Annotated in this window: 21 protein-coding genes; 12 read left to right on the top strand and 9 right to left on the bottom strand. The window is 47.2% G+C overall.

Annotated elements, in window-relative coordinates; genetic code table 11:
• The coding region (locus QT987_RS25710; RefSeq protein ID WP_333245942.1) for a calcium-binding protein at positions 1–2,930 on the top strand (2,930 nt) is incomplete at its 5' end.
• Positions 2,931–3,233: 303 nt separating this feature from the next.
• On the opposite strand, the gene QT987_RS25705 is transcribed toward QT987_RS25710, so the two are convergent.
• From QT987_RS25705 to QT987_RS25695, 3 genes are all read right to left on the bottom strand, one after another.
• Positions 3,234–4,190, bottom strand: a complete 957-nt coding sequence (locus tag QT987_RS25705; RefSeq protein ID WP_333245940.1) for a GDSL-type esterase/lipase family protein — start codon at positions 4,188–4,190, stop codon at positions 3,234–3,236.
• A 227-nt stretch (positions 4,191–4,417) separates the two neighbouring features.
• Complete coding sequence (locus tag QT987_RS25700) at positions 4,418–5,713, bottom strand: TldD/PmbA family protein (RefSeq protein WP_333245938.1); 1,296 nt, start codon at positions 5,711–5,713, stop codon at positions 4,418–4,420.
• 270 nt (positions 5,714–5,983) lie between these two features.
• On the bottom strand, positions 5,984–6,844 hold the full coding sequence (locus QT987_RS25695; protein WP_333142181.1) for a Tab2/Atab2 family RNA-binding protein: 861 nt from the start codon (positions 6,842–6,844) through the stop codon (positions 5,984–5,986).
• 367 nt (positions 6,845–7,211) lie between these two features.
• On the opposite strand from QT987_RS25695, the gene QT987_RS25690 reads away from it, so the two are divergent.
• From QT987_RS25690 to QT987_RS25675, 4 genes are all read left to right on the top strand, one after another.
• Positions 7,212–8,480 (top strand): transposase, encoded by a 1,269-nt coding sequence (locus QT987_RS25690; RefSeq protein WP_333245936.1) that lies wholly within the window; start codon positions 7,212–7,214, stop codon positions 8,478–8,480.
• Positions 8,481–8,510: 30 nt separating this feature from the next.
• Positions 8,511–9,296 carry a nucleotidyltransferase domain-containing protein gene (locus QT987_RS25685; RefSeq protein ID WP_333245934.1) on the top strand — a complete coding sequence of 262 codons (786 nt, stop codon included), beginning with the start codon at positions 8,511–8,513 and terminating at the stop codon, positions 9,294–9,296.
• Positions 9,297–9,486: 190 nt separating this feature from the next.
• Entirely contained in the window at positions 9,487–10,209 is a 723-nt protein-coding gene (locus QT987_RS25680) for a pyridoxine 5'-phosphate synthase (RefSeq protein ID WP_333245932.1), read from the top strand.
• 571 nt (positions 10,210–10,780) lie between these two features.
• Positions 10,781–11,527, top strand: a complete 747-nt coding sequence (locus tag QT987_RS25675; protein WP_333245930.1) for a hypothetical protein — start codon at positions 10,781–10,783, stop codon at positions 11,525–11,527.
• A 93-nt stretch (positions 11,528–11,620) separates the two neighbouring features.
• On the opposite strand, the gene QT987_RS25670 is transcribed toward QT987_RS25675, so the two are convergent.
• Entirely contained in the window at positions 11,621–12,643 is a 1,023-nt protein-coding gene (locus QT987_RS25670; RefSeq protein WP_333245928.1) for a tetratricopeptide repeat protein, read from the bottom strand.
• 354 nt (positions 12,644–12,997) lie between these two features.
• Positions 12,998–13,360, bottom strand: a complete 363-nt coding sequence (locus QT987_RS25665; RefSeq protein WP_333058007.1) for a hypothetical protein — start codon at positions 13,358–13,360, stop codon at positions 12,998–13,000.
• 346 nt (positions 13,361–13,706) lie between these two features.
• On the opposite strand from QT987_RS25665, the gene deoC reads away from it, so the two are divergent.
• The 7 genes from deoC to QT987_RS25630 all read left to right on the top strand — a co-directional run bounded on the left by deoC (position 13,707) and on the right by QT987_RS25630 (position 20,506).
• Positions 13,707–14,384: a deoxyribose-phosphate aldolase gene (gene deoC, locus QT987_RS25660; RefSeq protein WP_333245926.1), complete on the top strand. Its 678-nt coding sequence runs from the start codon at positions 13,707–13,709 to the stop codon at positions 14,382–14,384.
• Positions 14,385–14,863: 479 nt separating this feature from the next.
• Complete coding sequence (recO, locus tag QT987_RS25655) at positions 14,864–15,739, top strand: DNA repair protein RecO (RefSeq protein WP_333245924.1); 876 nt, start codon at positions 14,864–14,866, stop codon at positions 15,737–15,739.
• 231 nt (positions 15,740–15,970) lie between these two features.
• Positions 15,971–17,542, top strand: coding sequence for an MFS transporter (locus QT987_RS25650; RefSeq protein WP_333058010.1), 1,572 nt, complete (start codon positions 15,971–15,973; stop codon positions 17,540–17,542).
• A 26-nt stretch (positions 17,543–17,568) separates the two neighbouring features.
• Positions 17,569–18,795, top strand: coding sequence for a glycosyltransferase family 4 protein (locus QT987_RS25645; protein WP_333058011.1), 1,227 nt, complete (start codon positions 17,569–17,571; stop codon positions 18,793–18,795).
• A 90-nt stretch (positions 18,796–18,885) separates the two neighbouring features.
• The gene (locus QT987_RS25640; protein WP_333245922.1) at positions 18,886–19,314 is read left to right on the top strand and encodes an NUDIX hydrolase; all 429 of its coding nucleotides are present in this window, start codon (positions 18,886–18,888) and stop codon (positions 19,312–19,314) included.
• An 83-nt stretch (positions 19,315–19,397) separates the two neighbouring features.
• Positions 19,398–19,568, top strand: coding sequence for a hypothetical protein (locus QT987_RS25635; RefSeq protein WP_333245920.1), 171 nt, complete (start codon positions 19,398–19,400; stop codon positions 19,566–19,568).
• A gap of 26 nt (positions 19,569–19,594) precedes the next feature.
• Positions 19,595–20,506: an NAD(P)H-dependent glycerol-3-phosphate dehydrogenase gene (locus QT987_RS25630; RefSeq protein ID WP_333245919.1), complete on the top strand. Its 912-nt coding sequence runs from the start codon at positions 19,595–19,597 to the stop codon at positions 20,504–20,506.
• Positions 20,507–20,616: 110 nt separating this feature from the next.
• Here the strand turns inward: QT987_RS25630 and QT987_RS25625 are convergent, their stop codons facing one another.
• The 4 genes from QT987_RS25625 to QT987_RS25610 form a co-directional block, all read right to left on the bottom strand.
• Entirely contained in the window at positions 20,617–20,922 is a 306-nt protein-coding gene (locus tag QT987_RS25625) for a small RNA NsiR4-regulated ssr1528 family protein (protein WP_333245918.1), read from the bottom strand.
• Between the two features lie 82 nt (positions 20,923–21,004).
• Entirely contained in the window at positions 21,005–21,970 is a 966-nt protein-coding gene (locus QT987_RS25620) for a threo-3-hydroxy-L-aspartate ammonia-lyase (protein ID WP_333245916.1), read from the bottom strand.
• A gap of 743 nt (positions 21,971–22,713) precedes the next feature.
• A complete protein-coding gene (locus tag QT987_RS25615; protein WP_333245914.1) occupies positions 22,714–22,920 on the bottom strand; it encodes a hypothetical protein in 207 nt (68 codons plus the stop codon).
• Positions 22,921–23,070: 150 nt separating this feature from the next.
• A partial coding sequence (locus tag QT987_RS25610) for a calcium-binding protein (RefSeq protein WP_445305013.1) occupies positions 23,071–24,201 on the bottom strand: 1,131 nt, incomplete at its 5' end.

The following is a 24,201-nucleotide window of genomic DNA, read 5'->3' as shown; positions in this document are numbered from 1 at the left end:
CCGGCGATGACTACTTAAATGGCGACGAAGGTAACGACAGCCTAATCGGCGGCACAGGAAATGACATCTTAGAAGATAAATTCGGCAATAATTTGCTCTCCGGCGGCGACGGCGATGACGGAGTTTCCGGCGGCAGCGGTGCCGACACCCTCACAGGAGATGCCGGCGATGACTACTTAAATGGCGACGAAGGTAACGACAGCCTAATCGGCGGCACAGGAAATGACATCTTAGAAGATGAATTCGGCAATAATTTGCTCTCCGGCGGCGACGGCGATGACGGAGTTTTAGGCGGAAACGGTGCCGACACCATCACAGGAGATGTCGGCGATGACTACTTAAATGGCAACGATGGTAACGACAGCCTTTTTGGCGGCGCGGGAAATGACATCTTAGACGATGAATTGGGCAATAATTTGCTCTCGGGCGACGACGGCGATGACGCAGTTTTGGGAGGCAGCGGTGCCGACACCCTCACAGGAGATGTCGGCGATGACTCTTTATTTGGCAACGAAGGCAATGACTCTATTTCTGGCGGTGTCGGCAGCGATATTGCAGATGGGGGTGACGACAACGATACCCTAGAAGGCGGTGACGACAATGACGAACTAAGCGGCGGCGAAGATAACGACAGTATCAATGGCGGCCTTGGTAATGACGAACTCTATGGAGATGACGGTAACGATACCCTAGAAGGCGGTGGCGGTGCCGATAGTCTCTTTGGCGGCATCGGCGATGACTTCTACGTGTTAAATGCTACTTCCGCAGGGGGCAGCATCATTGCTGATGACAACGGCACTGATAGTCTAACTCTCAATGGTGTCACGCTGGCGATCGGCTTGGCCGCCGATACGGCAGGCGTCACGCGGGGGGGCGAATTCGATACCGACTTGCAAATTGACCTCAACAAGGACGGGATTTTTAACGAGACTGACGACTTGTTGATTTTTGACTTCTTCGCGGTACCAAATCTCGAACAAGGAGATAGTTTTATCGAACAAGTTGGCAATCTCTCAGGGGCCGATATTCTCAAAAGTTTCCCGCTGAAGGCGACTCCTGAAGATGATTTCCTTCCAGGTGGCAGTGGCGATGACAGCATCGACGGATTGGCCGGCAACGATGAGATTGACGGCAATCAAGGCAATGATTCGCTGTTCGGCAACGCTGGCAATGATGTGTTGAACGGCGACGAACTCATTACGATTAGTGAGGCTGGCGGTACGGTAATTCTCGGTACGGGGATTGGCAATGACTATCTCGACGGCGGCGATGGCAATGACACTCTCGACGGCGGCGAAGGTAACGATACTCTGTTAGGCGCTGCCGGTGATGACAGCCTGTGGGGCGGTGAAGGTACTGACATTATCAATGGAGGAGATGGCAAAGATTCTCTGTACGGGGCTGAAGGGAATGACAGTTTGTTGGGCGGTGCCGACAATGACTTTTTGTTCGGAAACGAAGACAATGATACTCTCGACGGCGGCGATGGAGATGATTCTCTAGATGGCGGTTTGGGCAATGACAGCATTGTCGGCGGTGCCGGTATCGATACGGTGTCTTATGCTACTCTGCCGAGTCCCGTCAATATCAATCTCGCAGCGGGAAGTTCCACAGCCGAAGGTACTGATACTCTCACCGGTATCGAAGTTATCATCGGTACAACTTTCGCTGATACCATCACCGGCAGCAGCAGCGATGAAAGCCTCATCGGTAACGGCGGTGCCGACATTCTCACCGGTGGTGGCGGCAACGATACCTTTATCCTCGAACCCACACAATCCGCCGCCAGCAAGATTCAAGCAGGTGCCGGCACTGACAGCCTGGTTGTCACGGGTGTTACCGCAGCTTTATTTCTAAGTCCCGATAAAGTTGGAGTCGATCGCAGCGGTACTAGCTTGCTAGTAGACATCAACAAAGACGGTAAAATCAACGCCGCAGATGACATCGAAATTCTCAATTTCTTCGATTCTCCCAGCAGCAATCGCCCCGGCAGCGGATTTATCGAAACTGTTGCAGGTTTATCGGGAAATACTATTCTCGATCGCTTTGTTCCTCCATCTCTACCCCCACTCCCAACCACACCCACACCCACACCAACTCCCACACCTGACGGCCCCCAAATTTTAACGCCGGCAATTGGGATTCCGAGTCCGAATACTACCGTTGATTCTACTTTCAGTGGCGGGCCGCTTAGCGATTTGTTCTTCGGAACTCCGCAAGGTGACGCATTGGATGGTTTAGCTGGAAACGATACGATTTCCGGTTTAGATGGTGGTGATAATATCCTTGGCAATGACGGCGAAGATTCGCTATTGGGCAATGCTGGCACCGACTTTATCGATGCTGGAAATGGCAATGATATTGTTTACGGCGGTAAAGCTTCCGATACCATTTTAGGTGCCGGCGGTAATGATTCGCTGTACGCAAATAAAGGCTTGGATGTTGTTTTGGGAGGAGACGGTAACGATATAATTTTGGGAGGAAAGGGCGATGATTCTATCGGCGGTGATGCTGGAGATGACAGCATTTTCGGTCAGTTAGATAATGATTTCTTACTCGGCGGCAGCGGTAATGATGTTGTTAGCGGTGACGTTGGGGATGATACTTTAGCAGGTATCGATCCGAGTGCTACTAACCCAGGAGTTGGGGAGTTTGATACTTTGACTGGCGGGGAAGGTAATGACCGTTTCTTGCTGGGAGATAGTGATAAAATCTACTACTCTGGTGATGGTAATGCTGTGATTAGTGACTTTAAGTCTGCTGAGGATGCGATCGTCCTTTCGGGAATTAAGGGCAATTATTCGCTGTCGGTTTCGGGAAATGCGACTAGCATTTTCCTCAAGAAACCCGGTGAATCCGATGATTTAATTGCCACGGTGCAAGGGGTGATGGATTTGAATCTGGATCAACCTTATTTCACTTTCATTTAGAAGCGGCTTTTTTTAACCGCAGATACACGTAGATTAACGCAGATGAATTTTACCATTTTGCGTTGATCTGCGTTGTTTTACCCTTTCCCAATCTATTCAGAGTGCCGTACCAGTCAAAATTTATCACTTCAAACTGACATCTTGCAGCAATATCAATAAGAGGATTTTTCGTGGGGTTGGGCGGGTTTATAGAACCTATTTGCAAGCTTTAAGGCTGTTGGCGAACCCGCCCCTACGGCTAATTGAGAATGGTGCAAGATATCAGTTCAAACCGATTGAATTCAAGGATGATTTCCTCCTATTCTACGGTTGATATTCAGCAAAAATTTCAATCTTTCCGACAATGTTTTGATTAAATTGAGCCAATTCTTCGGCAGGAATCCAATATTCTTGATGAATCGAACTGCCGACAGTTTGGACGGGATATTTTTTTAAGAATTCAGCCAAAACTCGAAACCGGGTTACATAGCCGAAATATCCCGATGCTGCATCTTTTGTATTCCAATCTCGTGCAATTTGTATGGCATAGGCTTTGTGAAGTACGGGATAAAAAGTAGGCTGAAAGGATAAGCGTGGCGGAAATGTCAGAAAATCGCTTTCTTTAATCAGTTCCATTTCTTTTTTGCCGACGGCTCGGAACAGCGTTACTGTCTCTTGATCTGATATATTGATATTTTTAAACCAAGCTTTCCAACCGTCCCAATTGTGAACTATTTTAGCCAATTCAGCGTAACCGGCGGCGCGGGGATGGGAAACGTCATTTTCGGTAAGTTCTTTATGCCAAATTTCCGAGTTTTGCAGCGGGGTGCAAACATCTAAATAAGGCACATTTAACTCGTTGCAAACTTGGGCAAACTGTTCGGATAAGTTGGCAATCCGCCTTGTGCGATCGGCATCGATAACTGGCGGCGGCCCTACCATTAATACTGGAAATATATTTTTGGCTGACGTGAGAATAGAGCGGGCATTTTCAATTGATTGTTCAACTTCTATGCGAATCTTTTCGTTTTCTAGGTAAGTGTCGTTGACGCCAAAGGAAAATACTATTCTGCCGTCAGCGTAGTGAGGTAAGCGGCAAGAAACTTCGTTGAACCAACGAGTTTCTATATTGGCACTGGTTTCTCCCCTTATTCCTAAATTGTAGTAGGTAATATCGTGTCCTTGTCCGCAAGCGGCCGCGCAAATCCGTCCTGTCCAACCGAGACATTTTGGATCGCAAGTACCGTTTACAAAAGAATCGCCGATAAAACAAATACGCATATTATGTATGGGAAGTGGGAATGGGGAATTGGGAATTGGGAATGGGGAATTGGGAATGGGGAATTGGGAATGGGGAATTGGGCATGGGGAATTGGGCATGGGGAATTGGTTATTTTTAATTAGAAAAACTACTAACAAGTAACTACTAACCACTAACTACTAACTACTAACTATTACCGATTACCAATTACCCCTGCCCGATGCCCCATGCCCCATGCCCGATTCCTTTAATTCTTGCCGATGACGGACAATCCCTCTACAATTAGAGACGGTGTTTGGCAAGAACCGTTCCACTCAGAGTCTCCTCCCAATTCTACTAATTGTTTGAGGACGCTGTAAACATTGCCAGCTACCATTGTGTCTTTGATTCTGCCGACTATTTGACCTTTTTTGACTCGGTAGCCGAGATCGACGTTAATTGAAAAATCGCCGGAAATTCCGGCACTGCCGCCAAGCATTTGATCGACTACAATTCCGTCGTCTAATTTAGCGATTAAATCGATTAGCGATCGCGAACCTGGTTTAATCAAAACATTGAATAAACTCGGCGTCGGATAGCTGCCCAAACCTGGGCGAAATCCGTTGCCGGTGGTGCCACTGCCCAAGGCTCGACCGGTGGTACGATCGGTATAAAATAGCTGCAACACTCCGCTGTTGATAAAGACGATCGCCCGAGTGGGAGTACCTTCGTCATCAAAAGGACAGCTATAGGGCCCGATATCCGGCTGCTGCGAGAGGGTGACAAGGGGCGATGTCACTTGTTGGCCTAATCGATCGTTCCAAGGCGAAGCGCCTTCGAGTACCTGTTTGCCGTTCAACGCCGCACAGACAGTGCCCCACAGTAAATCGGCGGCTTTGGCTGTAAACAGCACCGGCACGCGGCCCGTGGGGGGGGCTACATTTTCTTTCGCCCATTCCAAACGCTGCAAAACCCGCTTGGCGCTGGTGTTTAAGTCGAGGGTGCCGCGTTCGGTTTCGCCTTCCCAAATGTTGAGGAAATCTTCGCCCCGCACTAATTCTGCTGACAAGTAACCGCTGAGGGTGGTGTCGGTGTGACTGGAATCCAAGCCTTTGGTGTTCACCAAGCGCGTGCTCTCGATTTCGCAGTCGAGTTCGGCGGTGCAGAGGCTTTCTGGATAAGCTTCGCGGACGATCGCGATCGCCTCTTTGCCCCAGTTTACTAGCTGTTCGGCCGGCACCGACACTCCGCGATCGGGATAAACAACTTTCTCACCGGTGCCGAGTTCGATGGTTTCCGGTTCGTTAAGTTGCGAAAGTGCGATCGCCCTGTCCACCAAAATTTGCAGTTCCACAGGCCCATAGGCCACCGCCAAACCCGGCCGCCCGTCCCGCCACAGCCGCAGGGCAATGCCTTCTGCTTGGGCGGTTTCTAGCTGTTTGAGACGGTTTGCTTCAAAAAAGACCGGCCGCGAGAGCGATTGCGATTCCAATACCTCAGCAGCTTCTGCACCTGCTTTGGTGGCTAGTTCTAGCAGTTGTTCTGCTGATTGGTGATTGGTCATTGTTGTCGGTGGTTGGTAATGGGCGATTCGATTTTCGATTTTCGATTTTCGATTAAAGAATTGGCAATAACTTACTGGATATGGGTTGGGTGCACGGGTCTACATTTAGATTCTTTTGGGAAAACTGGTGTAATTGGCGATAACCAGATTTTACAGTCATTGGTCATCAGTCATCAGTTAATAATCTACCGTCATTAGTCTAGAGTTAACAGCTATATTGACTCATAACTAATGACTAATGACTAATGACTAATGACTAATAACTAATGACTAAATAGTTAGTTCGTGCAGCAGCCAAAATCCTGCGAAAGATTCCGATTCAGGATTCGACTGAATTGCTAAGAAATGTACTTTTTTTGCTTGGTTTTTCGCGGCTTCAAATCCTTTCGCTTCTCTCTCAGTTGCTGCGTCTCTGAGATTAGCTAAAATCCAGCGATCGTTAGCTCCCGTATCTAATACCAGCCTAGCAGGTGGGCCGCTCTCAAATTTCAGGAAAGCCAACTCCAAGCCCGACATCCAACCTGCCAGGGCTGTTGCTCTCGACGAGTAGATAATTAGTCCCGGAATTTGCGTTTCTGGGGCGAGGCGTGTCATCGGCAGTCCGAAAGCTTCGCCAAATCCGATATCCCACTCGGACATTTCATCAAAAGCTGCGATCGGCAAACTCACAAACGCCCATTTTTCGCCGATTAAAGCATCCGGCAGCGCAACTGGCGTTTCAGGTACAAATTGAACGCTCGGGTTCACAACCGGTTGATAGCCCGGTTCGGCGGGATAAACGTCTTGCATCCGTTCTTCCAGCCACAGGCTAAGGGCGAGGGTGCGGCGGCTGCAGGCGGCGGGAATGTCCAAGTCATCGCAGGCTTTAGTAATCATGTTCGCCATTTGGCGGCGGAAAAAGCGGATTTTTTCGGGGCGTTTCGGTGCTGCGGCGATCGCCTCTTTAATAGCACCCGCCAGCCACAGGGAATTCACGGTTGAACTGGAGCAGAATTGCGAGTAGCGAAACAGAGATTCGGCCTTGTCGCCTACATTCAGCGGGCTTTCGCAGATCAACACTTCCCATTTTTTTTTCTCTCGCTCGTCTATGATTGGACGGCTGTAAAAGTCGAGTTCCCAAATAGTAGCCATGCCGCGCTGTTAAAAATTAATCCTTTCTCATGTTACCGGACAGCGGGCAAGTTTCTGATTCTGACCATATAAGGCTGATTTTCACTTTCAAGGGCGATCGCACTTTCCCAAAGATTGTGGCTTTCCCTTGCAGCTTCCCGTGTAATTTTTGGCAGCAGTGCACAACCGGAAGCATTAGCAACTCCTCGGAGAACTGTCGCGGAGCAATCTCAACCCGCGATCGTTTGTTAAACTTGTGCAAGCCAGGGAAAACAAACAGTATTGTAAAACTTCCTTGAGTTTATAAGCAATTATAAACAATAATGGTATTCTATTGTTGTGAGTGTTGAACAAGGAATACGCATAGCCCAAAAAACGCAAGTCTCAAATGCAACTAACACAGAGGCACATCATTAAATCCACGGAACACCGTTTCGCCCAAATAGACGAACTAGCTTTCAAGTCCAAAAACCTCTACAATGCCGCCAATTACGTCATTCGTCAGAGCTTTATTTATGGATGGGGTTATGTCAGTTATAACGAAATGAACCGATTGATGAAGTCTCATGAAGCCTACAAGGCTTTGCCTGCTAAAGTAAGTCAGCAAATCTTGATGGTGCTAGACAAGAATTGGAAATCGTTTTTTGAAGCCGTTAAAGCTTACAAAGCTGACTCTTCAAGATTCACGGGTCGCCCAAAATTGCCAAAGTACAAAGATAAAGTTAAAGGGCGAAACCTTCTAGTATACACGATTCAAGCAATTAGCAGCAAACAGTTGAAGAAAGGAATCATTAAACTTTCCGGCACTGAACTTTCAATTAAAACCCAACTCAATCCCAACCAGATTTGTCAAGTTAGACTGGTTCCGAAATGTGATTCCTATGTAATTGAGGTGATTTATGATGAAACGGAGTCCACCCTTGGCAATGCCAACTCTGTAGCTAGTATTGATTTGGGACTGGATAATTTAGTGGCGTTAACTTCAAATCAACCGGGATTTATCCCTTTGTTGATTAACGGGCGACCATTGAAATCGATCAACCAGTTCTACAAAAAGCGGAAAGCACGATTGCAATCCCACTTAAAAGGGAATCGCAAAACTTCACCCCGGATTCAGCGCTTAACTCGTTGTCGCCATCAAAAAGTTGATAATTACTTGCATCATGCTAGTCGTGTGATTGTTGACCATTTGGTAGCGAAGCAAATTGGGACATTGGTGGTTGGGAAAAATGTACAGTGGAAAACCGAAATTAACTTAGGTAAGCAAACCAATCAAAACTTTGTCAACATTCCTCACTCTCGATTAATTGAGATGTTGGAATACAAAGCTCGGCTGGCGGGAATCAAGGTAATTGTGCAGGAAGAATCCTATAGTTCACGGGCCAATTTTCTGGGTCTAGACCCAATTCCTGTTTACGGAACAACTGATAAAGAGCCTGTGTTTACTGGTAAGCGTATCAAGCGAGGTTTGTACAAAACATCGGTTGGTCGGTTAATTAATTCCGATGTGAATGCAGCGTACAATATCCTCAGAAAAGCAATCCCAAATGCCTTCAGCGATGGGATAGGGAGCTGCGTAGTTCAGCCGAGGCGGGTTAATCCGCTCAAAGTAAAAGTGAAGGGGGAGGGACTTGAAGCCTCCCATGCCTATAAATGACTATACTTTTACCAGCTATAGCTTGATTCCATGAGACAAATCATTCTCGAAAAGATTGTTTCTACCTTACAACCTTTAGATTTTGTTCTCGCTTTGTGGCAAGGAGGTTCCGCAGCCCACGGATACACCGACGAGTGGTCCGACCTGGATATTGCGGTTGTGGTTGAAGATAATTGCGTGCAACAAACCTTTGATATTGTTGAAAAAGCCCTCGCAGAAATTGGCGAAATCGAACTCAAATATCGAGTTCCAGAACCCGCTTGGCACGGTCAATCGCAGTGCTTCTGGCGGCTGAAAGAAACCCCGCCATTCTTGCTAATTGATTTCGCCGTTTTTCGGCGCAGCAGCAAGAACGAATTTTTAGAAATAGAACGGCACGGAAATGTACCGATCGCCTTTGACAAAGCTAATCAAATTGTACCGCATCCTGTCGATAAAAGCAAACATTTATCTACAATGCAGTCGAGATTAAACGACCTTAAAATCAGTTTCGATTTGCTGCAACCTCTGGTAAAAAAAGAGATTTATCGCGGACATTTAGTAGATGCGATCGGCAACTATCACAATTGGACGCTTCTACCCTTAGTCGAACTGTTGGGCATGATTTACCGTCCCCACAGATACGATTTTGAACTAAAATATTTCAGCCGAGACTTTCCGCGCCCAATAGTCGATCGCGTTGCACCGCTTTTCTGCATCGCAAATCTTGAAGATTTGGCAGTAAAACAGCAAATAGCTGAGGCTTTTTTTGCAGAAACTTTACCGCTTGCACAAGCTAATTTTTCCTCTGACAATGCCCTAGCACTACCGCAATAGGCTCAAAGTTTCGTCCCGAAAGCGATTAATATAGTATTATCAACTTATATCTTGCACCACTGTCAATAATCCTTTTTTGAACAGGCAAGATGCCTGTTCCACAGGAAAATCTACTCTTTGTGGAACGGGCATCTTGCCCGTTCTTGAGAAAGATGCAAGATGTGAGATCAACTTTAAAGATTAACATCCCATGACAAAACTCAGCGTCAACATCAACAGAATTGCCCTCCTCAGAAACTCTCGAAACATCGGCATCCCCAGTGTTACCGAAGCCGCAAAAACAGTAATTGCTGCCGGAGCTCATGGCGTTACAGTCCATCCCCGCCCCGACGAAAGGCATATCAAAGCCGCGGATGTTTACGAATTAGCCAAAATGCTAACCGTTGAGTTCAACATCGAAGGAAATCCGTTTCAGCCACCATTTATGGATATAGTTTGCGACGTAAAACCGGCTCAGTGTACCTTGGTGCCGGACGCTCCCGACGTGCTAACATCCGATAGCGGTTGGAATATTCCCGAAAATCGCGATCGGCTCTTACCAATCATTGAAAAATTAAAAGACAACGGCATCAGAGTCAGCTTGTTTATGGATGCAGATGCTGCTCTCATGCCGCTAGCAAAAGAAGTTGGAGCAGACAGAGTAGAACTGTATACGGAACCCTACGCAACTGCTTTTCGCGAAGGTAGAGTAGACTTTGTTTTTCAACAATATGTCTTAGCAGCTAAAGCGGCTCAATCAGCCGGTTTAGGGGTGAATGCCGGACATGATTTAAATTTGCAAAACTTAGCTAAATTTTGCTCTATTTCTGATATACTAGAAGTATCAATTGGTCATGCTTTAATTGCGGAAGCGCTAGAAATGGGGTTATCCAACACAGTACAAGCTTATCTGCAAATCCTGGCAGGTTCGTAGTACAAATTAACCTCGTGTGGTAGGGCGGATTTGGTAGTGATTAACTGGTTTTTGTCAGAAATAATAACTCAATCCGCCCTACAAACACACATCAAAACTTACACAAAAAATGGTTTGACACGCTACAAATATGGTAAAATCGGGTTCGCAGTGCCCTGAATAATTAGGCGATCGTCAAAAAAGAGGAACACTACGGGCTCTCACCCCGTGCGGGTGCTAGCCGTTTTATAGTAGCAAGGCAGAGCCAGAATCCCAGAGACGGCGTTTTTTGGGTGTGGGCATTTCTTGAGCAAGAACCTCGGAAAAAGCTTTAATTTTCCTCGACTAAATTAGTAATATTCTCTGATGATATTATGCGTAGGTAGTATCATTGAAATGTCTCGACAAATTGAGGCTACTACTTAGCTCCCGCACTGCCAATTTGCTACCAGCAGGTTTTGTGCAAGTACGGGATATTTACTTGTATCCTATATGCTGCTGTAGCCTCTGTGCGATCGCCCGATTTAATCCGGTGAAAACAGGCAAACACAAGTAACCATATACAACTCCTTACCCCCCCCGGAAGTGCGACATGAAAAAACTAATTTTACTGACTGGAATGCTACTCATGATGACGGCAAAATCAGTATTTGCCAGCCCAGTAGCCCCCAAAATTGCACCGAGCGAGCTGATGGCTGCCTCGGAAATTACAGAAACCCTTAACAAACCCGTTACTTCTGAATCAGTTTCAAACCTCGAACCAATCAAGCGAATGTCAACCTCGGAAATCCGAGAAACCATCAACCAACCCACCACCTATATTTTTGAAGGCATCAAAGGGCGAGAACTCACTCTCTCGCTGTGGGCAGGACAACTAACAGCCGAACTGTACAGTCCCAATGGTGAAAATATGGGGGTTATTGAAAAAGCAGACAATCAGTGGATTGGCCAGTTGCCAGAGTCAGGTATCTACCGCGTGCGAGTTACCCCGAAAGGTGAAACCACCAGCTTTGTACTTGGACGCGATTTTAACGCTAAGTGGACTTATAGGCCCGATCGCGCAATTCCCATAGCATTCAAGGAAACACAAGCCACAGTCAAACTCAAAATGTCCGGCTACCAAATCCAGCCTATCACCGTTCAAGGCAAACAGGGACAGACAATTAGGGTGACAGCTAGTACCAAAAATCTCGATCTGGCGATCGAATCTCCGTCGGGACAACTCCTGGATCAAGGCGAAGGTCAAACTTTTGCTCAACTACCGGAATCCGGCACTTACCGGGTAATCGTAGTTGCCAAGAGGCCGGTCAAGCCCTCAATCCGAGTATCTGTGCAATAGCAAAGATTGCACAAATACTCTTGAGGGCGATCGAATTTGCGTCGCCCAAAAAAAACAGCTCGCCTCATTGGCGAGCTGTTTTTTTGCGTAAAATCAACCTTGGATCAGCGCTTCAAAACGTTCTTGTTTCCAAATGCAGCTTAAATCCGAGTCAGCTAAAGCTAGCTCTCGGTATAAATTAGGGATAAACTCAACAGCCCGCTGCAAATTGTCAAGGGCCAAATCAGCAAATCCCAGGAGCGCATAACAGCAAGCTTTATTGTAAAAAGCATTAGCAAAATCAGGAGTTATTTCTAAGACTGTTTCGTAGCAAGCAATCGCCTCAGAGTAGCAGCCTCTTCGCGCCAATTCCACACCCCGGTTGTACCAAATTAAATAATCTTCCAAGGGACGCTCAGATGTGGGAGTAAACTTGGAATTTCTCTGATTTAAACCTACTAATTTCTCCAAAGCAACTCTCCGTTCGCCCACAGCTTCGGCTCTGCCCGGTTGTAGAGCGATCGATCGGCTAAAACTAGCTACTGCTTGTTTGTAAAGTCCCATAGAGTTTGCAGCTATACCGCGATTGTACCAAGCCTTCGCATCGTCAGGCTTAAACTCGATCGCCCGGTCAAAACTGTTGAGCGCCTGATAGTAAAGCTTGAGTTCCAACAGGGCATTACCTCGGTTGTACCATGCCCAAGCAGCCTCCGGATACAAATTTAAAGAGCGATCGAAACTCAGAACCGCCTTCTCGTACAGCCCCATCTCGATCAGCGTCAGTCCTCGGTTGTGCCAAATACTCGCCGCGCACGGACTGAACTCCAGAGCCCGGTCAAAACTGTTGAGAGCGTCCAACCAGCGGCCCAACTTTCCTAAAGCAATAGCCCGGTTGTGCCAGCCAAAGCTCGCATTCGGCTCCACCGCCAAGGCCTCATCAAAACTCTTCAGCGCCTCTAAGTGCCGTTCTAAATTCCCCAAAGCCATACCTCGGCCGAACCAAGCCTTATAATGATCTGATTGCAACTTCAAAGCTCTGTTAAAGTTCGCCAGAGCACCATGATCATCGTTAGCTTCGAGGTGGCGCGATCCCAGATGGTAATACCAAGCCGCTTCCAAGTTTTGAATTAAGTTCATAATATTTTGTATCTATCTTAGGGATGATTCTACATGAAACCATACCTGGAATAAAACTGTAATTCCACTAAAAATATGAAAAATTTGATACAGGGCGATCGCCCGTACACAGGGTCAGTAACAACCTCAACAATTTGCGGTCGAAACTAACTATTTTCCTCTCGTAAAAAGCTCTTTTAGCTAACCGCACTCATCGTTTTTTAGAGCTGCTGCGAATTTTAACTCTGCGTGAATCACGCAACTATTACCACCGCATCCCGAATTAGGTTTGCAGTTACACAAAAAGTTCTAGGGCGCCCCAAGTCTAACTGCAAATCTCCTAGTGCTAATAGCTTCTACTTCTGGTTGCCCAATTCAAGCAATCACAACCGCTGTTTTAGCATTCTCACTCAACATCAACTGGCCTGTTGCATCAATACTAAAATCTTTGCCCAGCAGAAAACCCTTGCCCATCAACCGCTGGCAAACAACCAGCGCAGTAATCCGGCGAATTTCTTCCATCACGTCAGCAGGAATCAAATAACTCAAACTCCAGATCACGGACTCGCAGTCATACCAAATCAAACGCTCAATACTGACAATCATCAAAGCAGCTACACTGTCAACAGACAGCCGCCCTCTGAGATCCGCAATCAAATCCTTACCAATTAAACTATTGCGAGTCATCATCGCTCTAGCCATCTTCCCAATTTCTTGTTCGAGTTCTAAATGATTCATGCTTGGCACTGGCTTTTATGTTTTTAAAGCACTACTCAGAGTAAAAACAGTAGCCGCTACCAGGCTCTGCCCTAGCGTAGCTGACGCAGGCTCTACCGCAACTCCTTTTAACAAAGTATACCTAAAGAAAGATCAAAAATGTATCTAAAGGCAGATACCAAAATATTTTTTTGACATAAATTGGCAAACCACTTCCCACAAGAGTTTTTGCGAGCAGCAAATTGAGTATTTATGCTCGCTCGGGGTCAAAGTAAAGTCGATCGATTTTAGATTTTAGATTTTAGATTTTAGATTGGTAAATTCGATACATACTTAATAAAGTAGTTACTTCGGAGAAAAAACAGCAATGGCTGCAAACCAGGCAGACATCGATATTGCCCCCTTGATCGACTACGGCCTGATCGACCCCACCGCTACGCCAGAGCAAGTAGAACACTGTTGCCAACAAGCAGAGAGATTTGGGTTTGTCACAGTTTGCGTGTATCCCGCCTACGTCAGACAAGCAGTTGAGCTGCTGCACGGCAAACGTCCCAAAGTCTGTACAGTTATAGGTTTTCCCACCGGTGCTTCGACTTCAACGGTGAAAGTTTACGAAGCTCTAGAAGCAGCAGATAATGGAGCCGTAGAGTTAGATGTCTCCGTTAACTTAGGATTGTTGAAAGCTGGAAGAATCGACGAATTCCACCGGGAATTAGCCCAAATTTGCGAAGAAACTAATCTCACCATTAAAGCAATTATCGAAAGTTCGCTCCTTTCCGATGCCGAAAAACAATTAGCGGCTGAGATTTGCATGGAAGCTGGTGTCGCCTACATCAAAACCAACACTGGCTTTTTTGGCCCGGCGAAAGTTGACGATGTGCGATTGCTGAAGGAAGTTACGAAGGGACGGATTGGGATTAAAGCGGCCGGCGGAATTCGTACTCATGAACAAGCTTTAGATTTGGTAGTAGCTGGGGCTACTCGTTTGGGGACTTCTCGTGGCCCAGAATTAATCCGCCAGCGCGATAATTTAGACAATCGTTGACTGTTGGCTGTTGACTGTTGGCTGTTAACTGTTGATATCAAATCCGTTAGCATCGGAATAGTAAATTCCAGTTCACTGTTCACGGCGTTCACGGCGTCTACAGTCAACCGTCAACCGTCAACAGTCAACATCATGTATGAGTGTTACCGGAAATGATATGATGTGTATTCATGGGTCATTAATCAATTGTTTATCATCAATTGTTTCAAGGAGTTAATAGGGAGAAATTCCCACAGCTACAACTTTATCAATTAGCAAAAAGAATCTCAAAATAAATATGGTTTTAACTGGTTCCAAGGCTCTGCCTGGGAACCCATATTTAGAGGCTCTGCCTCGGCTGGGATTAGGAGGCAGAGCCTCCGGATCTGCGTTACCAGGCAGAGCCTGGTAACGAGTATCTAATAAAAGTTCTGCGTCGCGGACTGTTTTTGCTACTGTCCTTGTAAATCTAAAATCTAAAATCTAAAATCTAAAATCGAGTGACTCGAACTTACAAAGCAACTGGAATCAATCTTAAGAGTGCGCCGATCGGCGAATCCGATCGACTGCTGACAGTTTTGACGCGGGAATTCGGCTTAATTCGAGCCGTAGCACCGGGTGTTCGCAAACAACGATCGACCATTGGCGGCCGAAGCGAATTATTTGTCGTCAACGAATTGCTAATTGCCAAAGGCCGATCGCTCGACAAAATTACCCAAGCCAACACCGTAGAATCCCATCCGGGTTTGAGCCGCAACCTCGGAAAACTCGCAGCGGCGCAATATCTGGCGGAATTGGCGATCGCCAGCGCCCTTTCCGATGAGCCCCAAGAAGACCTGTTTTGGTTGCTGGGCGAACATTTGAGCCGTTTGGAGCGTTTGTCCGATCGCACAGAAATCGAATCCGCCGCCGTGCTGATTGCTCACCTCGCCCACGGCATTTTTCACTTGCTAGCCTTAGCCGGTCTCGCGCCCCAAGTCCAAGTCTGCTGCGCCACCAGAGGGCCGCTCATCCCAAATTTCACCGATCCGAACTGGCAAACCGGGTTTAGTATACCCTCTGGGGGAACCTTCAGCTTACCCGAACTAGCTAACCTAGAGGCAGAACTCTCTTCAGAAAACGGTAGCTTGTACAAATCCGCCTCCCGTTCCCGGCAAACGAATGGTAGCAAACACTTGACAAATTTCGAGATTAATGCTAAGGAATTAGCAGCGCTGCAACAGTTGGCTAGTCCAGAACTAGGAGAGGGGATTGCCGATCGAACAACTTGGATATCTGTCGAAAATATTTTGCGACAATATGCCCAGTATCATTTAGGTTGCACGATTCGATCGGGAAGCTCGATCGACACCTACCTAGAGAGTTTTGAGTTTTAAATTTTGAGTGTTGACTTAAATAGGTGAAGGGGCGATCGTACATCGCACCCCCAGCCTGCCGGATACCCGAACCTGCCGGCAATTTCAGGTAAATTTTCAAGGTTGTTGCGACATCAGATAATAGATATAGATAAAGTTACGAGATTATTAATAAACTTAGGGGTTAACACCTCAATTTCAAATTCCAATCCCTCCAACCTCCACCATCCCAGGCCATCCACCCCAAATCCTATGATGCGACTGTCTGATTCTGATTTGAGAATATCTGTGTTAGCTGTGACCCACCACAAAATGGAAGAACGAGAAAATTTTCCCGATTTTAGCTCCGAGCCGGTCTTGGCCGATCGACAATGGAGCAACGTCCCAGACCCAGAAATGGATAAATACCCCACAACTCCAGCACCAGACTGGAACAACGGCAATAGCCCACAGCCCGAAGCAATCCCCCCGGTTCCCACACCAGAGTCAGCAGCAGAACTCTCCGAAGCAGTAGCCGAAATTCCCGAAAAACAAACGGGATTTCTGCCAGTGCTCAAAAACCCAAATTTTCTAGCATTGTGGAGTGGGCAAGTTTTTTCCCAACTAGCAGATAAAGTTTATCTCGTACTGACGATCGCCCTCGTAGCCAGCCGCTTTCAAGCGCCAGATCAAACCATCAGCAGGTGGGTATCAGCAATCATGATCGCCTTTACCATACCCGCAGTGCTGTTCGGGGCCGCCGCAGGCGTGTATGTCGATAGGTGGTCGAAAAAAGCAGTGCTAGTCGCCACAAACCTGCTGCGGGGAGCCTTTGTTTTAACATTGCCCGTGCTGCTGTGGCTGTCTGACGGGTGGGAACTCGGTCAACTGCCGCTCGGATTCTGCTTGCTGCTGTTAGTGACATTCCTAGTCTCGACTTTAACTCAATTTTTCGCGCCAGCAGAACAGTCAGTGATTCCCCTAATTGTGGAACGCCGCCACCTGCTATCAGCCAACTCCCTCTACACCACAACCATGATGGGTTCGGTGATTATTGGCTTCGCAGTCGGAGAACCCTTACTAGCTTTAGCCGACACCCTATTTTCCAACCTCGGCGGCGGACTCGGCATCGGCAAAGAATTAGTAGTAGGCGGAAGTTACGCCTTCGCCGGAGTGCTCTTGCTGTCGATGCAAACAGGCGAAAAAAACGAAGTCGAACACGAACCGCCCCACCCCTTAGCAGATTTGCGAGATGGCCTGCGTTACATCAACGATCAACCCAAAGTCCGCAATGCTTTAATTCAACTAATTATTCTATTTTCCATTTTTGCAGCCTTGGCAGTTCTAGCAGTTCGGCTGGCAGAAATCCTCCCCGGTATGAAAGCATCACAATTTGGCTTTTTGCTGGCGGCGGTGGGCGTCGGCATGGCTGCTGGGGCGACGACAGTCGGCTATCTCGGCCACAAATTTTCTCACTCCCAACTGAGTTTAATCGGCTCGATTGGGATGGCACTTGCTCTGATGGCCCTTTCTGCGTTTACAGACCATTTGTGGCTGTCGGTGCTGTTCATTACCCTGTTGGGTTTATTTGCCTCATTGGTGGGAGTGCCGATGCAGACTACAATTCAAGCAGAAACCCCAGAAGAAATGCGGGGAAAAGTCTTCGGGCTGCAAAACAATGCCACTAATATCGCTTTGAGTTTACCGTTGGCTTTGGCCGGGGTAGCAGAAACATTTCTGGGTTTGCCAACAGTATTTTTGGCTTTAGCAGGATTAGCGATGGCTGGGGGTGTCTTAACCTGGTATATTTTCCGTAGCAGTAATAGCAAAGTCGATCGAATCTAAAAAATAACAAACTCTGATTTACTGGAATGCACATCGCTTGGCTAGGAAAAAAATCACCTTTTTGCGGTAACGTCACTTACTCCAGGGAAGTCACCAACGCACTATTAGACCGGGGATACCAGGTTAGTTTTCTGCACTTTGCCCAAGAGGCGGACTCACTGGACAGGAACAATACGGGGTGGAGTATGGCAAATGGTTCATGGGGAAAGGGAATTACTCAAACCTCATATACCACTTCGCTCTCATCCGCCAGTTGCAACGAAGTCTCTTTACCCTGTCACTACAAATCGCAAATTTATACGATTCCCACTCTCAAGTCCCGCACAGTGCTGATGAAATCTCTGCGGCGGCTCAAACCCGATGTTGTTCACGCTTCCCTGACGCTTTCGCCTTTAGACTTTCTGCTGCCGGAAATTTGTCAAGAATTGAATTTGCCTTTGGTGGCGACTTTTCACCCGCCGTTCGATCGCAAATTGCGGAATTTGACATCGGGAACCCAACACCTGATGTATCAACTGTACGCTCCATTTTTGGCGAACTACGACTCGACGATCGTTTTTTCTCAGATTCAGCGGGATATATTGGTGAAGTTGGGAGTGCCACAGGAACGGGTAGCCGTGATTCCCAACGGCGTGGATGCCATTAAATATTCTCCAGGGCCTTCGGGGTTGAAGTCGGAATTAAAAGCCGATCGAATTTTTGTTTACCAAGGCCGCATTGCCCAGGAGAAAAATGTCGAGGCTTTGCTCAAGGCGTGGAAACACTGTAATTTTGGCCCTGGGAACGTATTGGCGATCGTAGGCGACGGGCCCCTAGCAGCCTCGCTGCAACTGTTTTACGGCGAAGATGATGGCATTGTGTGGCTCGGATTTGTCGCCGAGGAGGAACGCCGCATCGAAATCCTCCGGGGGGCAGACGTATTTATTTTGCCTTCTTTAGTGGAGGGACTGTCGCTGTCGTTGCTGGAAGCGATGGCCTGCGGTTTAGCTTGTTTGGCAACGGATGCCGGTGCTGACGGCGAGGCTTTGGAGGAAGGCGCGGGGATAGTTTTGAACACTCAGCGGGTACGAAGTCAGTTGCAAACCTTGCTGCCGCTGTTTTGCGATCATCCTGAGTTGGGAATGCTGCTTGGTCAAAAAGCACGCCAACGGGCGATGGAGCGATACACTCTCAGTCAGAATATTACTGAGTTGGAAAAGCTGTACTCAGAGGTTTTGCAAAGGCAGCGCGTACTAATTCGCGGTTTAGCATAATTCAGCAGGAAGAAGGAACTCCGAACCCGTTGAAATTAATCCGTGTATTCGTGTCAAAATCCGTGTCGTGCCTTCCTTCTTCCTTCGCATATGACTTATCGAAATCCCGCTCCTACAGTTGATATTATCATCGAATTAGCCGATCGCCCCCATCGCCCGATCGTACTCATCGAACGCCGCAATATTCCCTACGGCTGGGCAATTCCCGGCGGCTTTGTCGATTACGGGGAAGCGGTAGAAACGGCGGCAAAACGCGAAGCTTTAGAAGAAACGAGTTTGAATGTAGAATTAATCGAGCAATTTTACGTTTATTCCGATCCAAATCGCGACGCCCGCAAACACACTATCAGTATTGTATTCTTGGCTTCTGCAACGGGCGAACCTCAAGCCGCCGACGATGCTAAAAGTTTACAAATTTTTGAATCTTGGCAGATTCCTCGTGAGTTGTGTTTCGATCACGATCGCATTTTACGAGATTATTGGCGTTACCGTCATTATGGATTGCGTCCGCGTTTGTAGGAGGGGAGTTTTTGTTTGGTTCATCTCACATCTTGCACCAATGTCAGGAACAGGCAAGATGCCTGTTCCACAAAAAAAACTCAATGTTATTGTGGAACGGGCGTCTCGCCCGTCAGGAACAGGCAAGATGCCTGTTCCACAAAAACATTCAATCTTCTTGCAATAATGTCAGCAACAGGCAAGATGCCTGTTCCACAAAAAAAATTAATGTTATTGTGGAACGGGCGTCTCGCCCGTTCTTGAGAATGGTGTAAAATCTGAGTTAATTAAACTAAATTCTATGGCAAGCTTGACAATATTAGGCGGAGGTGCTTGGGGTTCAGCACTGGCAAGTCTGGGAGGCAAAAAAGGCGATCGAGTTAATTTGTGGTCGCGCAGCAGTTCTTTTAATCTAGAATCAGTTATAACGGGTGCGGATGTTGTTGTTTCGGCAGTTTCGATGAAAGGAGTTGGAGCAACAGTCGATCGACTGCTGGCGTTAGAGTTAAGTCCCAGTACAATTATAGTTACCGTCACCAAAGGTTTAGACCCCGCCACTACGCGCACTCCATCTCAAATTTGGCAAAATGCCTTTCCTAACAATTCAATTGTGGTACTTTCTGGCCCTAATCTTTCCGAGGAAATTCAGCAAGGATTGCCGGCTGCAACGGTAGCGGCGAGTTCGGATTTAGCGGCGGCCAAGCAAGTGCAAAATATTTACAGTTCTGATATTTTTCGGGTTTATGTGAATGAAGACCCGCTGGGGACTGAGTTAGGTGGAACTTTGAAGAATGTATTTGCGATCGCCGCTGGTGTTTGCGACGGTTTACAATTAGGAACTAATGCTAAATCTGCTTTGCTGACTCGCGCTTTGCCGGAAATGATTCGGGTGGGAGTTCGTTTGGGATCTCGCGCAGAAACTTTTTACGGTTTGTCGGGTTTGGGAGATTTGCTGGCTACTTGCAACAGTCCTTTATCGCGCAATTATCGGGTTGGTTTCGGATTAGCTGAAGGCAAATCTTTAGAGCAAATTTTGCACGAATTGCAGAGCACTGCTGAGGGAGTCAATACTACTAATGTGTTGATTGATTTGGCCAATCAACGCGGCATAGAAGTGCCTGTTTCTCGTCAAGTTTATCGCTTATTAAATGGTGAAATTACTCCTGAACACGCTGTTTTATCACTGATGGAACGCACTTTAAAACCGGAGTAATTTCCCAAAAAATTGTTCGCTATCCCCTTCATGATTCGGCGGTTGAAACCGCTACTAAACAAACAAAGTCCGCCTACGCGGACTAAGAAATAAAGCGGAATAAATGTTATCTATTTACCGCCGTAATAAAAAGCGATTTCTTTGTCTTTCAGCGGTGCAAAGTTTGCCGCAACCAGCATTTTATCGAGTTCCTCTTGTCCGATGTGTTTGACACCGATTCGGACAATGCGCGATCGCATTGTATTTGACACGCCGCTGCGCTGTCTGCCGGCTTCTAATCCCATCACTTGCTGGTAGAGGTCTAATTTTGCTTGCGGAATCGGAGTACCGTCAAAGTCGATTCCAGAGGCGATCGCAACATCGATCGCATCTGCACCAGTTGTAGATTGAGCCGCTGAGTTTGTTTCTGAAGACATTGTGCTGTGTTATCAAAGTTTGCTGTGCAAGCATTTTATCAGAGAAGCTGCTACATAAATTATTCAATCTAAAATCTAAAATCTAAAATCGATTGACTTCCCTCAAATCGACATTTCCCCCGCTGACAATCACGCCAATCCGAGCATTTTTAGCCTGCACAACACCTGACAACAAAGCCGCCGCCGCTAACACTCCCGTCGGTTCCACAACTATCTTCATGCGTTCCCACATAAAAAACATTGTGCTACGAATTGCCTCTTCTGAAACTGTTGCCATATCGTCCACATAATGCAGCACCAAAGGAAAGGTTAATTTCCCCAAAGATGGCGTGCGCGCACCATCAGCAATCGTATCCGGGTTAGTAACAGTTTGTAGCGTTTTCGTGCGGAACGATCGCGCCGCATCGTCTGCTTGCTCCGGTTCCACTCCTATTACTTTACACTGCGGAGACAAAGTTTTTGTCGCGATCGCGCATCCCGACAGCAAACCCCCGCCCCCGCAGCAAACCAGCAGCAAATCCAACTCCCCAACTTCTGCGATTAATTCCAGCGCCGCCGTACCTTGTCCCGCAATCACCCACGCATGATCATAAGGAGGAATAATAGTCAAGTGCCGTTCTGTGGCAATTTTAGCGGCTAACTCTTCGCGGGAAACTTGAGTGCGATCGTACAAAATAATCTCTGCACCGTAGCCGCGAGTCGCTTCTTGCTTGACTTTTGGCGCATCAGCCGGCATGACAACAGTAGCAGGAATCTGTAACAACTGGGCGGCAAGGGCGATCGCCTGCGCGTGATTTCCCGAAGAAAAAGTCAAAACTCCCCGCTGTTTTTCGGCTTCAGATAGCTGCATCAAAGCATTGCAAGCACCCCGAAATTTAAACGAGCCCGTGCGCTGAAAGTTCTCGCACTTGAAAAATACCTGAGAATTTGTGCGTTTGTTGAAAGTTTCCGAAGTCAGAACCGGCGTCTTGAAAGCCTTGCCCTGCAAGCGATTTGCCGCCGCCTTCACATCCGCGAAACTGACTGACAAGGGATTTTGGGCACTCATAGATTTTAGATTAGGGCGATCGAGGACTCTATTTGTAGGGTGGGCATTGCCCGCTTCACTCTTACCATTAAACTATAAATTTTTATCATCAGCTTATGAATAATTATCATTAGCTGTGGCGCTTAATGGTTAAAAAAGCTGTGGACTCAAATCAAAGTTATGACAATTTACTATCAACAATTAAAGGGACGTTTGTACTTGCACAGGAGAGGGGTTAATCAATTAGGAGTGACGCATGGGGCCCAGAAACCGGGTTTTTTTACGAAAATACTTCGTTCGCACTCGAAGATGAGGTAAAAAACCCGGTTTCTTTGTCGAAGTGCGTCCATGTGAATACAAATTTAACCACCGCCGGATTAATTGTAGAGAAACGGCACGGCGCAGTGTCCTGATTTTCGGTAATATCAAATCCATTGGCATCGGAATTATTCATCTCTCTCTCCCCTTTCTCTGTATCCTCTGTGTCCTCTGCGGTTTAATCAACCGGAATGGATATAACGGGTAAAATAAACCGGATTGGATGGTGAAATTGCCCTCGCGAGTGCGATCGACTCCAACCATCGACAACAACGGAAAAAAGAACACGGCAATGCCATTTCCCTACCAAAAAAAGAGCAGCTAAATTGTTTAACAATTACCAAAAAAAAGGACACAGCATGGCTGTGTCCTTACCCGTATCTTGTAGGGACACAGCATGGCTGTGTCCCTAACCGTACCGATATCCCGATTAGGATTCTTGCCGTTTAGAACAAGAACAATTCAGTATTACCGGAAATTCCTAAATCGACATTATTGACAGTTGCAAACAAACTGTTACCGCCAACCGTAGAACCGTTGCTATCGTAATACAGTTTAGTAGACAAACCGTCGTAGATAGCCATGATGGACGGGCCGGTTAAAGTTGCTTCGAGCGCAGTGCGTAGGTTGGGTTGAGGAACGAAACCCAACATTTTCGCTACAATTTTCCTTAACTGAACCGTATTGCCCTATGCCCACAGAAAAGCCAGGGATAGATATCCCCAGCTCGAAACATAACACAATTAGTTTTGAGAGTTTGTAGGGCGATGTTTCAGAATCCACCCCACCCACTTTTACCCAAATTAAATCAGGGTAAAGTCAGCAGCCGTAAGGCCCGGTCTGCCATTCAGAATTGCCAGCGTCACTACTCCGTCAGCAGTACCAACACCGTTAGAGTCATATCCTAGTCGTCCAGTTTCATTTTCATAAAAGACGAACGGATCTGACGGGGCTGCCCCGGCTGGACCAACACTCCCGTTGTAAGTCCCACTCTCAAGCGCCAAGAACGCCTGCGAAGAAAGTCGATTCGTATCTGGCACTACCCTCAAGTTGGGGAAGCCGTTGGAGCCATTGATTTGGAAGATAAACTTGTCTTGGCCGACCGTAAAATCGCCGATTTGGTCTACGTTAGTACCCACGGCGCCCTCGCCGAAGTTGTTGTAGTAGAAGCTGTCATTACCCGATCCACCAATCAGGGTGTCAGCACCAGGCCCGCCACTGAGAGAGTCGTTACCGTCGCCACCGATCAAAGAGTCGTTACCGCCACCGCCGAAGAGGCTGTCGTTACCTGCACCGCCGTCGAAAATATCAGCACTCGATCCGCCGTTCAAGATGTCAGCAAACTCAGTGCCGGTGACGTTATTAGCTGTCGCACTTCCTGTAAATAAGACAGGAGTGGTGAAGTTGTAACCGCCAACACCAGAACCGAAGTTGTTAACTCCGCTTGTCGGGAAAGTACCGGGATTAGTGATTAAATCCACAACGCTACCTGAGTTGGTAGTAGTACCACCCGCAGAAGGTGCGATCGTACCTGTAAATACAAAGTCCGCCGTTCCCAGATTGCTAGCAGCCGTTCCCAGATTCGCAATCAAGGTCGAACCACCGGCTACGGTACCGTTCGAGTCAAAATACAACTCTGTTTCGTTCGACGCATTAGTAAAGGCGAAGAAACCAGCAGTTGTAGAATTGCCCAGGGCTTTAGCTTGTGCATCTTGCAAAGAGGCATAACTGCCGCCTGTGAAAATCACTAACTCTTTGCCAGTAATGTCAGGATTTGAACCGCTAACACCGTCAAAGTTAGTCGTAGTCAAATTGCCGAAAGCGCTCGCGCTAAACTCGAATTTGTCAGTTCCAGAGGTAAAGTCAGTAATCGTATCACCGCCTTCGCCTGCTGCTTTGTAAACAAACAGATCCGCACCAGCACCGCCAGTCAG

Origin of the sequence: Microcoleus sp. SVA1B4, assembly GCF_036700545.1 — a bacterium.
GTDB lineage: Bacteria > Cyanobacteriota > Cyanobacteriia > Cyanobacteriales > Microcoleaceae > Microcoleus.
Note: the sequence above shows the minus strand (reverse complement) of the source record. Positions and strands in the feature narration are given on the sequence as shown.

What these genes read in the sequence shown, in the direction of transcription:
- QT987_RS25705 (WP_333245940.1), bottom strand. Translation starts at nt 4,190, where the DNA reads ATGCGTATTTGTTTTATCGGCGATTCTTTTGTAAACGGTACTTGCGAT.
- QT987_RS25700 (WP_333245938.1), bottom strand. Translation starts at nt 5,713, where the DNA reads ATGACCAATCACCAATCAGCAGAACAACTGCTAGAACTAGCCACCAAA.
- QT987_RS25695 (WP_333142181.1), bottom strand. Translation starts at nt 6,844, where the DNA reads ATGGCTACTATTTGGGAACTCGACTTTTACAGCCGTCCAATCATAGAC.
- QT987_RS25690 (WP_333245936.1), top strand. Translation starts at nt 7,212, where the DNA reads ATGCAACTAACACAGAGGCACATCATTAAATCCACGGAACACCGTTTC.
- QT987_RS25685 (WP_333245934.1), top strand. Translation starts at nt 8,511, where the DNA reads ATGAGACAAATCATTCTCGAAAAGATTGTTTCTACCTTACAACCTTTA.
- QT987_RS25680 (WP_333245932.1), top strand. Translation starts at nt 9,487, where the DNA reads ATGACAAAACTCAGCGTCAACATCAACAGAATTGCCCTCCTCAGAAAC.
- QT987_RS25675 (WP_333245930.1), top strand. Translation starts at nt 10,781, where the DNA reads ATGAAAAAACTAATTTTACTGACTGGAATGCTACTCATGATGACGGCA.
- QT987_RS25670 (WP_333245928.1), bottom strand. Translation starts at nt 12,643, where the DNA reads ATGAACTTAATTCAAAACTTGGAAGCGGCTTGGTATTACCATCTGGGA.
- QT987_RS25665 (WP_333058007.1), bottom strand. Translation starts at nt 13,360, where the DNA reads ATGAATCATTTAGAACTCGAACAAGAAATTGGGAAGATGGCTAGAGCG.
- deoC (WP_333245926.1), top strand. Translation starts at nt 13,707, where the DNA reads ATGGCTGCAAACCAGGCAGACATCGATATTGCCCCCTTGATCGACTAC.
- QT987_RS25650 (WP_333058010.1), top strand. Translation starts at nt 15,971, where the DNA reads ATGATGCGACTGTCTGATTCTGATTTGAGAATATCTGTGTTAGCTGTG.
- QT987_RS25645 (WP_333058011.1), top strand. Translation starts at nt 17,569, where the DNA reads ATGCACATCGCTTGGCTAGGAAAAAAATCACCTTTTTGCGGTAACGTC.
- QT987_RS25640 (WP_333245922.1), top strand. Translation starts at nt 18,886, where the DNA reads ATGACTTATCGAAATCCCGCTCCTACAGTTGATATTATCATCGAATTA.
- QT987_RS25635 (WP_333245920.1), top strand. Translation starts at nt 19,398, where the DNA reads ATGTTATTGTGGAACGGGCGTCTCGCCCGTCAGGAACAGGCAAGATGC.
- QT987_RS25630 (WP_333245919.1), top strand. Translation starts at nt 19,595, where the DNA reads ATGGCAAGCTTGACAATATTAGGCGGAGGTGCTTGGGGTTCAGCACTG.
- QT987_RS25625 (WP_333245918.1), bottom strand. Translation starts at nt 20,922, where the DNA reads ATGTCTTCAGAAACAAACTCAGCGGCTCAATCTACAACTGGTGCAGAT.
- QT987_RS25620 (WP_333245916.1), bottom strand. Translation starts at nt 21,970, where the DNA reads ATGAGTGCCCAAAATCCCTTGTCAGTCAGTTTCGCGGATGTGAAGGCG.
- QT987_RS25615 (WP_333245914.1), bottom strand. Translation starts at nt 22,920, where the DNA reads ATGTTGGGTTTCGTTCCTCAACCCAACCTACGCACTGCGCTCGAAGCA.